Origin of the sequence: Sphingosinicella microcystinivorans (assembly GCF_027941835.1) — a bacterium.
GTDB lineage: Bacteria > Pseudomonadota > Alphaproteobacteria > Sphingomonadales > Sphingomonadaceae > Sphingosinicella.
In genome coordinates, this window is the sequence record NZ_CP116005.1 from 4,354,725 (window position 1) to 4,367,680 (window position 12,956).

Annotated in this window: 10 protein-coding genes; 6 read left to right on the plus strand and 4 right to left on the minus strand. The window is 66.5% G+C overall.

The genetic code is table 11. The features are described 5' to 3' along the window. Positions 1 to 2: 2 nt before the first annotated feature. On the minus strand, positions 3 to 605 hold the full coding sequence (locus PE061_RS20925; protein ID WP_271257063.1) for an FMN-binding negative transcriptional regulator: 603 nt from the start codon (positions 603 to 605) through the stop codon (positions 3 to 5). Positions 606 to 773: 168 nt separating this feature from the next. On the opposite strand from PE061_RS20925, the gene PE061_RS20930 reads away from it, so the two are divergent. The 4 genes from PE061_RS20930 to PE061_RS20945 all read left to right on the plus strand — a co-directional run bounded on the left by PE061_RS20930 (position 774) and on the right by PE061_RS20945 (position 5,066). Then, the gene (locus PE061_RS20930; protein ID WP_271257064.1) at positions 774 to 2,234 is read left to right on the plus strand and encodes a PLP-dependent aminotransferase family protein; all 1,461 of its coding nucleotides are present in this window, start codon (positions 774 to 776) and stop codon (positions 2,232 to 2,234) included. 91 nt (positions 2,235 to 2,325) lie between these two features. After that, positions 2,326 to 2,814, plus strand: coding sequence for a hypothetical protein (locus PE061_RS20935; RefSeq protein ID WP_271257065.1), 489 nt, complete (start codon positions 2,326 to 2,328; stop codon positions 2,812 to 2,814). 2 nt (positions 2,815 to 2,816) lie between these two features. Continuing rightward, positions 2,817 to 4,484: an amidohydrolase gene (locus PE061_RS20940; RefSeq protein ID WP_271257066.1), complete on the plus strand. Its 1,668-nt coding sequence runs from the start codon at positions 2,817 to 2,819 to the stop codon at positions 4,482 to 4,484. A 111-nt stretch (positions 4,485 to 4,595) separates the two neighbouring features. Further along, positions 4,596 to 5,066, plus strand: a complete 471-nt coding sequence (locus PE061_RS20945; RefSeq protein ID WP_271257067.1) for a hypothetical protein — start codon at positions 4,596 to 4,598, stop codon at positions 5,064 to 5,066. Between the two features lie 27 nt (positions 5,067 to 5,093). Here PE061_RS20945 and PE061_RS20950 read toward each other — a convergent pair whose 3' ends face one another. The 3 genes from PE061_RS20950 to PE061_RS20960 all read right to left on the minus strand — a co-directional run bounded on the left by PE061_RS20950 (position 5,094) and on the right by PE061_RS20960 (position 7,602). Further along, the gene (locus PE061_RS20950; RefSeq protein ID WP_271257068.1) at positions 5,094 to 5,951 is read right to left on the minus strand and encodes an alpha/beta hydrolase; all 858 of its coding nucleotides are present in this window, start codon (positions 5,949 to 5,951) and stop codon (positions 5,094 to 5,096) included. A gap of 25 nt (positions 5,952 to 5,976) precedes the next feature. After that, entirely contained in the window at positions 5,977 to 7,260 is a 1,284-nt protein-coding gene (locus PE061_RS20955) for an FAD-dependent oxidoreductase (protein ID WP_271257069.1), read from the minus strand. A gap of 150 nt (positions 7,261 to 7,410) precedes the next feature. Continuing rightward, positions 7,411 to 7,602, minus strand: a complete 192-nt coding sequence (locus tag PE061_RS20960; protein ID WP_271257070.1) for a hypothetical protein — start codon at positions 7,600 to 7,602, stop codon at positions 7,411 to 7,413. 636 nt (positions 7,603 to 8,238) lie between these two features. Between PE061_RS20960 and PE061_RS20965 the strand changes: the two genes are divergently transcribed. Together PE061_RS20965 and PE061_RS20970 are read left to right on the plus strand one after the other, a co-directional pair. Next, a complete protein-coding gene (locus PE061_RS20965; RefSeq protein ID WP_271257071.1) occupies positions 8,239 to 11,277 on the plus strand; it encodes a TonB-dependent receptor in 3,039 nt (1,012 codons plus the stop codon). 80 nt (positions 11,278 to 11,357) lie between these two features. Then, positions 11,358 to 12,953: a hypothetical protein gene (locus tag PE061_RS20970; RefSeq protein ID WP_271257072.1), complete on the plus strand. Its 1,596-nt coding sequence runs from the start codon at positions 11,358 to 11,360 to the stop codon at positions 12,951 to 12,953. Positions 12,954 to 12,956: the final 3 nt, after the last annotated feature.

Consider the following 12,956-nt stretch of genomic DNA (forward strand, 5'->3'; position numbering starts at 1 on the left):
CGTTACGGTATGCGATGCCGGTTGAACCGCCGCATCCATGCCACGGTTTCGGCATCCGGGAGCGATCCGAGGATCGACGCCAATATCTCGTCCCTCTCGTCCTGCCCCAGCTTGAACACCCCCGAAAGCCGGGTGACGGTCGCCCGGAACCCGATGATGTGTTTCAGCATGGTGTGATAGCGATCGCCCAGTTCCGCGCTGTCCCAAGGCGCCGGCCGACCGGTTTCCATCGCGGCGACGAGAACGTTGAGCGACATCTCGGTGAGCGCATCGTCGAAGACGATGTCGGCGCCGATTTTCACCTGTGCGTAGTTCCATGTCGGGCCCCAGTTCCTGAGCCCCGCGTGCTCGGGACTGACATAGGCGTCCGGCCCCTTGAACAGGATCGTCGCCCGCCCGTCCTCGCCGAGCGCGCGATACAGCGGGTTGGCCCGCCTCAGATGCCCGATCAGCGCGACGAGACGGCCGTCCGCATCATACTCGCCGATCAGCGGCAGCAGGCTCGCCTCCATCGCGTCGACCGGCCCGCCGCAAACCCACGCCAGCGGGAATTCCTCCACAAGCGCACGCACGTCTTCGTTTTCAAACTGATCGAAATAGCCCACGGCACCCTCTGAATGGCTTTCATGCTTCCGGACCCTGTCTCCCGGCATTGGAGCTCCGGCAACCGCCAAAACCGGAAAGCCCGAGGGACCAACCGTATTGCCGCAGCGTTCCGCTGCGGATACACTTGGCCCCGAACATACACGTAAAGCTCTCACAAGGCAGGTCCAATGCTGCGTCCCTGGCCCGTCAGTCTCGGGGATCGGATCGACGCCTCGCGCGACGTTCCCCTCTACATGCAGATCATTCAGGCGCTGATCCGCGACATCGAAAGAGGGCGCCTCGCGTCGGGCACCTACCTGCCGAGCAGCCGGGAGCTTGCGCGCGTGCTCGGCGTCAACCGCAAGACCGTCGTGCTCGCCTATGAGGACTTGATCGCACAGGGCTGGCTCGAATCCGCCGGAACGCGGGGCACGAGGGTCGCGGCCGCGCTTCCCGATCCGGTGAACCGCCACCGGAGCGACGCCGAGATCACGATGAGCAGCGCCGTAGTCGACTATCGCTTCGCGCCGCCGCCCGAACGGCCGATCGCCGTCTCGTCCGGCCCCGGGCTCAAGATCGACGAGGGCGCGCCCGATGGACGGCTGTTTCCCGCCGAGCTGCTCGCGCGCGCCTATCGCGCTGCGGCGCATCGCGGCGCGCAGGGCAACGGCTTCCAGTATCGCGACCCGCGGGGTTCGCCCGCGCTGCGCGAAGCCGTGGCGACCATGCTGAAAAGCCAGCGGGGCCTTCCCGTCACGGCCGAGAACATCTGCATCACGCGCGGCAGCCAGAACGGGATTTTCCTCGCGGCGCAGGTTCTGGTCGAGCGCGGCGACTCCGTCGTCGTCGAGGAACTGACCTATGAACCCGCGGTCGCCGCGTTCCGTGCGCTCGGCGCGAATATCGTCCCGGTCGGGCTCGACGAGGGCGGCATCGACATCGAGGCCGTCGAGCACGCCTGCCGCCGCAACGCCGTGCGCGCCGTGTTCGTCACGCCGCACCACCAGTTCCCGACCACGGTGTCGATGCGGCCCGAACGTCGCCTCCGCCTGCTCGATCTCGCCCGCCGGTTCGGCTTCGCGATCATCGAGGACGACTACGATCACGAGTTTCATTTCGAATCGCAGCCGCTGCTGCCGCTCGCCTCCTACGGCCCCGCCCATGTCCTCTACGTGGGCTCGCTGTCGAAGCTCCTGCTTCCGGCGCTGCGCATCGGCTATGTCGCGGCGCCGCCGCAGGTCATCGACGCGATCGCGCACCGGGTGTCGATCACCGACGGCATGGGCAACACGCTCACGGAGGACGCGGCGGCCGACCTCATCGGGAGCGGCGAGCTCCGGCGGCACGGCCGCAAGGTGCTGCAGGTCTACGCGAAGCGGCGCGAGAGTTTCGCCGCCGAGATCGACCGTCTCTTCGGCGATCTCGTGGAATACCGGATGCCCGGCGGCGGCCTCGCCTTCTGGCTGCGTTTCCGGACCGACCTCGACCGGATGGAAGCGCGCGCTGCGGCAATGGGCCTTCGACTCGCGTCGTCGCGCTCCTTCATGACGACCGGGGATGCGCCGCGCGGCCTCAGGATCGGCTTCGCCAGCCTCAATGCCTACGAGGCCCGCACCGCGCTCGCCGCGCTGCGTCAGGCGGCGGGCTGATATGCACTGGTCCCCTGCCCCCGGCGATAATTGGATGTTTTCCGATCCATCGCATCGGCGGAACCAGTCGATGTTCAGGAGGAGACTTCAAATGAAACACAGGCTCGCCTTCATTCTCGCCGCCGCCGTCCTGCCCCTCCCCGCCCTCGCGCAGCAGGCCCCGGCAACCGCGCCCGCCGAAAGCGCACCGTGGCCCGAGGCATGGTTCGAGATCTTCAAGCTCGCCCCCGGCAAGCAGGAGGAATTCGTGCGCCTCATCGCGCAGGCGGACGAGGTCGCCGCCGCAGGCGGCCAGCCGCCGATCCAGATGTTCTTCCACGAAAACGGCGCCGATTTCGACGTCATCCTCTACAAGCCGGTCACTGGCGCAATTCCTACACCGGAACAGGCGGCGGCAATGGAGAGGAAGCACAAGGAACTCGGCATACCGAGCGGCCCCGCCTACTTCGTCAACATCCGCAAACTCGTCGCCGAACACACCGACAGCAAGACCTACGGCCCGCTCTCGGCCGCGACATGGCTCGCACGTCTCGACACGTGGCGCGCCGAAAACCCGCCGCGCAAACCGGCGGGCAAGTAACGATGATCGGCCGCCGCACGCTGCTCGCCCTCGCCGGCGGAACCGCCGCGGCGGCGGCGGCGCGCCTTGCCTTCGCGAGCGGGACGGACACGGTCGATACCGCCTATCTCAACGCGAAGGTCTGGACGGGCGCCGGCCCCGCGATCCGCACCGACGCCATCGGCGTGACGGCGGACAGGATCGCCGCCGTCGGCGCGGAGGCCGTGCGCGCGCGCATCGGCAAGCGGACACGCATCGTCGATCTCGACGGCGCCTTCGTCACCCCCGGCTTCATCGACCCGCATGTCCATTTCGTGAAGGCGGCCACCATGCTCTCGCAGCCCTCGCTGCGCGATGCCGCCGATCCCCGGGAGTTCGTTCAGCGTATCGCCGCCGCCGCACGGGCCCTGCCCAAAGGCCAATGGCTCGAAGGCGGAAACTGGGATCAGGACCGCTGGGGCGGCGAGATGCCGAACCGGTCGTGGATCGACTCCGTCACGCCGGACACGCCGGTCGCCGTGATCCGCTACGACCTTCACATGCTGCTGTTGAACTCGCTGGCCCTCAGGCTGGCGGGCATCGACCGCAACACGCCCGACGTGCCGGGCGGCGTCATCGAACGCGATCCGGCCGGCGAACCGACAGGCATCATCAAGGATGCGGCCAAGGACCTCGTTCTGCGCGCGATCGGCACGCCGACCGACGACCAGATCGACGCCGTGACGCGCCAAGGCATCGCGCACGCGCTGAGCAAGGGCGTGACGCAGGTCCACCCGACCGAGCTTGAAACCATCAGCTTCGATTCCACCCGGAGGCTCCGCGCCAGGGGCGAGACCGGCCTGCGCTTTCGCCATTATCTGCCGCTGAAGGACTGGGAGGCGCAGGCCGCCCTCATCGCACGGGAGGGGCGCGGCGACACGTGGGTTCAGTGGGGCGCCTGCAAGGTCGTGTTCGACGGCTCGCTCGGCTCGCGCACGGCCCGCTTCTACGAGCCCTACGCCGACGAGCCGTCGACGCGCGGCATCCTGGTCACGGATCCCGCGGACCTGCACGACTGGATCGCGTCTGCCGACAAGGCCGGCCTGCAAGTCACCGCCCACGCGATCGGCGACGAGGCCAACGACGTCGTTCTCGACACGATGGCCGCCGTCGCACGGGCGAACGGCGCTCGCGACCGCCGTTTCCGTGTCGAGCATGTCCAGCACATGAAGCCGCACGCGATCGCGCGTTTCAGGCAGCAGGGCATCATCGCCTCGGTTCAGCCCTATCATGCCGTCGACGACGGCCGCTGGGCGGTTCGCCGCATCGGCGAGGAGCGGCTGAAGACGAGCTTCGCGTTCGGATCGCTTGTCCGTTCCGGCGCACACGTCTGCATGGGGTCGGACTGGCCGGTCGCGCCGATCGACCCGCTCACCGGCCTCGACGCCGCGGTCAACCGCGAGACGCTCGACGGAAAGAACCCGCAAGGCTGGTATCCCGAGCAGCGCGTCACGCTCGCCGAGGCCATGCACAGCTATACGCAGGAAGGCGCCTACGCCGGTTTCAACGAAACGCAGATGGGCCTGATCGCCCCGGGATTCCTCGCCGATTTCGTGGTTTGGGACAGCGACTTCTTCGCCATCGACCCGCATTCGCTGACAAGGGCGAAAGTGCTGCGGACCATCGTCGGCGGCGTGCAGCGATTCGGCTGAGCGGAGCGGCCCCGCCGGCTTTACCCGTTTGCACGCAGGACTGACCCGCCTGATGCGTTGCAGGGCCGAAGGCGCGCAATACGATCCGACTGCACAGAATGGGAGGTACATATGCTGAGCAGGCTTTCGATCGCAATGGCCGCACTGGCGCTTGCCGTCCCGGCTCCGGCCGAGAGCAAGACGGACACTGCCGAGACCGCCGTCGAGATGACAACGCCGGTCTTCGAGATGTTCCGCTTGGCCCCCGGCAAAACGGAAGCCTTCATCCGCAGCATGGCGGAATGGGACAAGGTCAGCATCGCGGGCGGACAGCCGCCGACGCAGCTTTTCCTCCATGCAGGCGGCGAAGGATGGGACGTCCTGCTCTACAAACCCGCGCGTCCGAAGCCGACTCCGGCGCAGGAGGCCGCGATGGCGGCCAAGATCAAGGAACTCGGCCTCCCCACGGGCGCGCTCTATTTCGTGACCGTGCGCGAGAAGATGGCCGACCACGTGCATTTCGAAGCGACGGGGCCGATCACGGCGGAACAGTGGGTCGCCGAGATCGACCGGCAGCGCGCGGAGGCGAAGGGCCGGAAATAACCCGGCCACGAGCTTCGCAGCACACGATCAGCGTATCTCGAAGGCGAACCTCAGCACGTCCGTCACCGCGCGGGCGGGCACGGTCATGTGCCCCTCCGTCTCGTAGCTGCGAAAACGGACGCGCATCCCGAGACCCGAGAGACGATCCAGCCGATCGGCGAGTGCGCGCGCAGGTTCCGGGTCGTCGTCGATGTCGCGCTCGCCGACGACGATCATCAGGCGGCTCGTCTTGCCGACCTTCCCGTCCTCGAGCCGGGCGACGAATGCGCGCTCGTCGCGCAGCACCCCTTCGTCGAGTTCGAGCGAAGGGCTCGCGGCGACGATCGAATGAAACGCCTGCGGGCGCGTATAGAGCGCGTGAAGCGCGAACAGCCCGCCGAAGGAATGGCCGAACAGCGCCTGGCGGTCCGGGTTGATCCTGTAGCGCTTGCCGATCTCCGTCCGCAGTTTGCCCGTCAGGAAATCGAGGAACTCGTCGCGCCCGCTTTTCCCCGCGGTGCGGCCCAGCCGCTTGCCGGGCGGCGGATCGTCCATGACGATGAAGTCCTCGTTTCGCGCTTCGTCGTAGGGCTTGTCGGTCCGGTAGCCGACGCCCACGACGATCGCCTTGCCGAGGTCCCCATATTCCTGAATCCGCCGTGTTTCCGCAAAGGCGGCGAAGCTCGCGTTTCCATCCAGCACGTAAAGCACGGGAAAGCCGCTCTCCGGCGGCTCGCTCTCGGGATAGGAAACCATGATCCGATAGGGCTTGTCGGTGTCGGACGCCATGTCCAACACCTGCGTCGCCGGCATCGTGTAGCCGCCCGCCGGTGCGGCCTGCGATACCCCTGCCGCCAGCGGGGAAAGCAAGGTGGCCGTGATGAGGAATGTCAGGCGATTCCGCATTTTATGAGTTTCCCCTGCCCTGTCTTCAACCATGAACCTTGTGCGCCGCCAGCGCGAGTTCCGGCACGCTCTCGCCCGTGCCGAGCACGAGATCGCTGACATAGCGCCCGACTGCGGGTCCGTGCTTGAATCCGTGGCCGCTGCCGCCGCCAGCGATCCACACATTGCTCCAGGCCGGGTGCCGGTCAATCAGAAGATGCCCGTTGTGGCTGTTTTCATATTGGCAGACCCGCGTTTCGGCGAGCGGAGCGTTCGCGAGATCGGGAAAACGGCGTGCGAGATAGGCTCTCACCTCCGCGATCGCCCGGTCGCCGACCCGGCGATCGCCCGTGTCCGGATCGAACCTCGGGCCGTGGGCATCGAGCGCGATCTTGAAACCGCGCGCTTCGATGTCGGGAAAACCATAGTGCAGGTCCTTGCTGCTCACATCCACCCACGCCGGCATGTTCCCGCGTTCGAACCGGTCGTCGCCGGCCGGCGGCGCGAAGAAGAAGACATCCTGCCGCGAAGGCACGATCCTGTCGCCGACGACATCCGGGAAGAGCTTGGGAAGCCAGGGGCCGCAGGCGAAGACGAATCCCTTCGCGGACAGTGTCTCGCCGCCCACTGCCGTGACCGCATCGAGCCGGGCCTTCGCGGAACGCGGCGGATCGACCGCGAACTGGCGGAAGCCGCCGCCGGCTTTCACGAAATCCGCCGCCAATGTCTGCAAGCTGCGGCGCGCCATGATCGTACCCATCGTCGGCTGCATCACGCCGACCGCGATCCCTTCGAAATTGATCCGGGGCCAGCGCGACGCCATATCCGGCACACCGAGCTTCTCGACGGGGATTCCAAGCACCCGCTGGAGCGCCATGCTCTGGTCGATCGCGGCCGTGTCCTGCGGGTAGATATAGAGCGCGCCGGTCTCGTGGAAGATCGTGCTTTCATGCCGTCGGGACAATTCATGCCACGCGGCAAGCGATTCCCATGCCCAGCGCGTATACAGGGCATTGCCTGCATACTCGGTCCGGATCAGCCGGGTTTCGCCGCCCGACGAGGACCGGCTGTGGGCCACGCCCCAGGCATCGAGCAGGAGCACGCGCAATCCCCGGCGCTGCAGGTGCCACGCAGTCCATGTGCCGAAGGCGCCTGCGCCGACGACGACGTAATCCCAACCGGCAACCGTTCGTGCGCGCGCAGACGTACCGGCAGCACCGGCAAGGGCGCCCGCCGATGCCATCCCGCCGAGAACCGAGCGCCGCGACAGGGATGCCCCCGCGGCCGGAGTCCCCGCGAAGATGGCGGGCCTCGTCACCCGATCGGTCATCTGCCGTCCCTCCGCAAGATCGCGGCAGACCGTCCGTCACGAGGCGCGGCGGCGATCATGCCTGCTCCGGACTGAAACCGGTTGCGCTCGCAACCGCCAGACCGGGGAGAGAGTAAGCACGGGATAATTCGGGTAAGGCGCCGCCCCGCCCTACAGCGCGTCTATCGTCACGGCCAGCGCCCAGACGACGAAGCTGCCGAGCAGCACCCCGGCGACGATCATCGTGACCCAGTCCCGCAGGGCAAAGCCGGGCCGGATGCCTTCGGAACGGCGCCACGGCTCGGGAGCGCCGTGTTCTTCCTGTTTTTCCGCCGATGGTGTCAAAGGTGCGATGCCTGTCATGGGGGGCCGTTACCGCAAGCAAGCAATACGCCCGATTAACGACATGGGCCCACGCGTATGGAAACATCCGCGCCGAGCAGCGACGGCGGCCGCCTTTCGCAAGGCGAATAGCTTGGGTACAATCGTTCCTGCATTGATCGGCGCCTTGCGTGCCCGGCGCCGAAACCTCGTTTTACAGGCAACAGCGAGGATAGTCCGTTGATCGGATCATGTTCGAGGATCGGGTCGGTGCGAATTGTACCTGTCTCGAAGCGAGAACATCGACCCCGCATAAGCCCATAATCGTGCCTGAACCTTCGTTCGTTCATGCTCTACTAAATCCTCCTGCAGTTCCGGGGGGCAACGCGAAAAAGCCGACGGCTTCCTTGCCCATCCGCTGAAGGGGGAAGCGATGAGATATTCCGAGGCTCCAGCGGGCGCGCCCGTTTTCGCCCCGATGCCGACCGTCGGCATTGCGTGCCGGAGCGGCCGTCCGTGACGTTGAGGCCGTTCCGCTCGCCCGCCGGTGCAACGGCCCGTCAGCGCTCCGGCGAGCAGCAGGAGCGGCGTGCAATTCCGGAAATCCAGGCAACATGGCCGCGGCCGCTGGCGCGGTTTCCACAGGGGAGTCGTAACATGGGGAAGTTATCGCGTTTCTTGAGGTCGGGTTCGGCCGCCGTGCTGGCGCTGTATGCGGCGCCGATCGCGGTTTTCGTGGGCGTCAGCGCGCCTGCCGCCGCGCAGGACTATACGTCCGGCGCGCTCATCGGAACTGTCGCCGATGCCGATGGCGCGCCTGTCGCCGGGGCAAGCGTCTCGCTGACCTCCGAGGACCAGGGCTTCACCCGGACGACGAGCAGCGGGTCGTCGGGCGCGTTCCGCTTCACGGCCCTGCCTCCCGGCAGCTACAGCGTCACGATCAAGTCTCCGGCCGGCGACGTCAGCGAGGAGGGCGTGCAGATCGCAGCGTCGGCGACCGCGAACTACACGTTCGTCGTCGGCGGCACGGGCGCTGAAATCCTCGTGACGGCGGCGCGGCGCAATCTCGACTTTTCGAGCTCGACCACGGGCGTCGTGGTCGATCTGCAGGAGCTTGTCGGCCGCGTGCCGCTCGGCCGCAGCCTGACCGACGCGGCCCTGCTGGCCCCGACCGCCACGGCCGGCGACACCGCGTTCGGCAACCTGCCCTCGTTCGGCGGCGCGTCCGTCGCCGAGAACGCCTATTACATCAACGGCCTCAACATCACGAACTTCGACAAGTACCTCGGCTCGGCGCCGGTGCCGTTCGAGTTCTTCCGGTCGATCGAGGTCAAGACCGGCGGCTATCCCGCCGAATACGGCCGCGCGACGGGCGGCATCATCAACGCCGTGTCGAAGGCCGGCACCAACGACTGGACGGCCGGACTCCACTTCAACTGGGAGCCGAACGGGCTCGCATCCGGGGGCAAGGACACGTACCGCGACCGCAACCGGACGGACAGGAACGACAGCATCAGCGCGATCGCGGAAGTGGGCGGCCCGATCATCAGGGACCGCCTGTTCGCCTATGGCCTCGTCGAATTCCGCGACATCAAGGCCGGGCACAGCAGCATCGAATCGGGCGCGCGCTTCGTGGACCGGGACAACGACCCGATCTGGGGCGTCAAGCTCGACGCCTATCCGATCGACGATCATCACCTCGAACTCACCTATTTCGACACCGGCACCGAACGGCGGCGGACGACGTTCGCCTACGACGCGGCCGCCGACACGGTGGGCGCGGAGCTGGGCGAGACGCGCTACAAGGCCGGCGGGCCCAGCTATGTCGCGCGGTACACGGGCCACATGGCCGAATGGTTCACGCTTTCGGGCGCCTATGGCGTCTCGAAGGAGCGTTTCGACGTCCTGACCGACAACGACGGCAATTTCGTGCGCGACGAGGCGACGGGAACCGTCCTCAGCGAGCAGAAACTCAGCAGTATCCAGTCGCCCTACAAGACGCGGCGGGAGTTTTACCGGATCGACGCCGATCTCTATTTCTCCGCGTTCGGCGACCACCATGTCCGCTTCGGCATGGACACGGAGAACACACGGCTCGAGAAGTTCTCGGTCCCGACCGGCTCGGACAATTATGACGCGAACGGCATGGCTTCGGCTCCGGGCGGGGTTTCCTACTTTCTGAATGTCTGCGGCGCGGACACACCGCAGTGCCTCGCGGCCGGCCTCGCCCCGAACGACACCTATGTCGGGGTCGCATACGGGAGCGCCGGCGGCGGCTTCAAGGGGAAGAACAAGGCCTATTACCTGCAAGACGAGTGGCGTCCGACATCCCAGCTCACGGTGAATGCCGGCGTCCGGCTCGACCAGTTCGCGAACTATACGCTTTTCGGCGAAAAGGCGATCGATCTCGACAGCGCCTGGGCGCCGCGCATCGGCGCATCCTACGACGTGCTTGGAGACGGGCGCCTGAAGCTGTTCGCCAACTACGGCCGCTACTACATGCCGGTGGCGTCGAACACGACCTTCATCACCTTCGGTTCGCCGCTCAGCTTCACCGAGTTCTGGCAAACGGACGGCACCTTCAGCGCCAGCAGCGTCCCGACGCTGACCACCCAGATCACGGGCTGGGACGGCGGCCAGACGTGCCCTGCGCCGATCTTCGGCGTCGGCGGCCCGAATTGCAACGTCATCGCGACGGGTGCGATCCGCGACCCCGGGCAGGCGGTCTCGCATAACCTGAAGCCGAGCGAGGAAAACGAGATCATTTTCGGCGCGTCGTACCAGTTCAACGAAAGCTGGAGCTTCGGCCTCACCTACACGCGCCGGCGCCTGCTCGCCAACGCCGACGACATCTCCATCGACGCAGGCGTGCGGGCTTATTGCGCGGCGGAAGGCATCGCGGGCTGCAACGCGATCTGGGATGGTTTCCACCAGTACGTGATCGCCAACCCGAACCGCGACATCGTCGTCACGCTCAGCGATCCGATCAACGGCGAGGCGACGCCGCGGACCGTCACCCTCGCGGCTGAAGACCTCGGTTTCCCCAGCGCTTCGCGGAAATACGATGCGGTCGAGTTCACCTTCGAGCGCGCGTTCGACGGCGTCTGGGCGGTCAAGGGCTCGTACACGTGGTCGAAAAGCCGCGGCAACACCGAGGGCTTCGTCCAGTCCGACTTCAGCCAGGACATCGCGGGCCTCACCCGCGACTTCGACCAGCCCGACCTGATGGAAGGCGCATACGGAAAGCTGCCCAACCACCGGGCCCACCAGTTCAAGGTCTGGGGCTCGTACCAGGCCACGAAGGCGCTGCTGTTCGGCTTCAACGCCTCGCTGTCCTCGCCGCGGCATTTCGGCTGCATCGGCAACAGCCGCGGCGAATTCGACGGCACCAACCTCGGCTATATCTATGGCGCCTGGTCGCAATACTGCCTCGGCCGTTTGCAGCCGCGCGGCACCGGCCTCGACGGCGCCGGGCTGAAAAGCGACTGGATCAAGAACGTCGATGTCTCGGTGCGCTACGACATCGCCCTGCCGTTCGCGGGCAAGGCGACGCTGCGCGCCGATGTCTTCAACATCTTCAACTTCAAGGGCGTGAACGACGTCGACCAGATCGGCGAGTATGATTACAACAGCGACGCCATTCGGCCGGAATACGGGATGCCGATCGGCTACCAGCGGCCGCGGTACATCCGCCTCGGACTTGACCTCGTATTCTGAAACTGTCGGGAGGACCGGGTCCGCATGGCCCGGCCCTCCCGGCCCGGGGTTGGGTTGACGGTTGCAAGGGGGTAACGGGTATGCCGCTGTGGGACATGACCGTCTTTGGACTGCTGTTCCTCGCAGCGGCCTCGCTCGTCCTCCGCAATGACCGGCAGGGCAAGCGGGCTTTCCTCGCCGGTTCATCGGCAGCGCTCGTTGCCGCATCGGTCGCGGCCTGGTCGTTGCGATGGCAAATTGCGCCGGCATTTGCAGTCTCCACGATTTCTGTGGGAACGGGCATCTGGATGATCCGGCGCGGTGCGAGGCGGACACGGCCGGTCGCGGCCCTGACCGCAGCACTCACGCTGATCGCCGCCGTGCCGTACCTTCTCTTCCCGATCTTCGACCTGCCGCAACCCGATGGGCCATTTCGTGTGGGCGTTCAGAGCGCGGAGCTCCGTGACCTGTCCCGCCGGAGCGTCTTGTTCACGAGTCCCGATGCGCCGAGGGACATCCCGATCACCGTCTGGTATCCGGCGCCTGCCGATGCGGCGGGGAAACCGCGCGCCTATCTCACGTGGCGCGAAACCCTCGACGAAGCCGTATCCCTCGCGGAACTGTGGGGTTTCCCTGCATACCGGTTCCTCTCGCTGCATTCGACCGGAACGCACGGCATCGAAGACGCAGAGGTCGCGCGCGGGCAGACATTCCCCCTCGTGATTTTCAGTCACGGCTACTGGTCGATCCGCGCCCAGAACACGGCGCTGATGGAGCGGCTGGCGAGCCACGGCTATATCGTCGTCAGCGTCGCGCATCCGCGCGACAGCGCGAGCGTGCGATTGCAGGACGGGACATTGATCCCGCCGGCCATGCACTTCGGCCCCGGAGGCGTCGACGATCCGACCGCCGACCGGAAATGGGAGGAGGCGACCGCTGCATTCATGGGCGGGGACAGCCATGAAAAGCGCATTGCCGCATTGCCTGCATACAAGGCGGCCGTCTCCGCGCACCGCCTCGGCCAAAGCCTTGTCGCCTGGCGCGACGACGTGCTCTTTGCAGGGAAGGCCCTGCGCGACAGCCCGCCCCCGAACATCGCCGGTATCATGGCTGCCGCCGATTTTTCGCGGATCGTTCATGCCGGCATGTCGTTCGGCGGATCGACCGCCGTCAGCGCCTGCGACAACGATCCGGACTGCGTTGCCGCCGTCGATCTCGACGGGGAGAATTTCGATGGAGAACAATTCGACCGCGAGATCCGCGCCCCGCTTCTCCTGCTGCTGACCGATCAGCCGTTCAGCGCGCTTCAGCGCAGCGACCCGGAATTCAATCCCACCGATTACGCATGGGAAACGTGGCACTGCATCGGCAAGCGGGACGACATCGCCCGCCTTCGCACGCGCGGCGTGCTGCACATGGGGCTCACCGATTTCGTGCTGAGCGCACGCGGGCCGTTCAAGTCGCGGCATTTCACCAGTCTCGACGGCGAACGCGCCCTCGCCCTCGTCAACGATACGACGCTGGCCTTCCTGCAACACCATGTCCGGGGCGCGGCGGACGCCGGGTTCAATGCCGTTCTCGCGAAATATCCCGAGCTTCAGCGGCTCGATACCGGCTCGCTTCGTGCCTATGCTCGGGACCTGCCCGACCGCGGACCTTGCGCGGAAGGGCGGAACCCGGAACAGCTGTATCGCTGAAAC

What these genes read in the sequence shown, in the direction of transcription:
- PE061_RS20930 (WP_271257064.1), top strand. Translation starts at nt 774, where the DNA reads ATGCTGCGTCCCTGGCCCGTCAGTCTCGGGGATCGGATCGACGCCTCG.
- PE061_RS20935 (WP_271257065.1), top strand. Translation starts at nt 2,326, where the DNA reads ATGAAACACAGGCTCGCCTTCATTCTCGCCGCCGCCGTCCTGCCCCTC.
- PE061_RS20940 (WP_271257066.1), top strand. Translation starts at nt 2,817, where the DNA reads ATGATCGGCCGCCGCACGCTGCTCGCCCTCGCCGGCGGAACCGCCGCG.
- PE061_RS20945 (WP_271257067.1), top strand. Translation starts at nt 4,596, where the DNA reads ATGCTGAGCAGGCTTTCGATCGCAATGGCCGCACTGGCGCTTGCCGTC.
- PE061_RS20950 (WP_271257068.1), bottom strand. Translation starts at nt 5,951, where the DNA reads ATGCGGAATCGCCTGACATTCCTCATCACGGCCACCTTGCTTTCCCCG.
- PE061_RS20955 (WP_271257069.1), bottom strand. Translation starts at nt 7,260, where the DNA reads ATGACCGATCGGGTGACGAGGCCCGCCATCTTCGCGGGGACTCCGGCC.
- PE061_RS20960 (WP_271257070.1), bottom strand. Translation starts at nt 7,602, where the DNA reads ATGACAGGCATCGCACCTTTGACACCATCGGCGGAAAAACAGGAAGAA.
- PE061_RS20970 (WP_271257072.1), top strand. Translation starts at nt 11,358, where the DNA reads ATGCCGCTGTGGGACATGACCGTCTTTGGACTGCTGTTCCTCGCAGCG.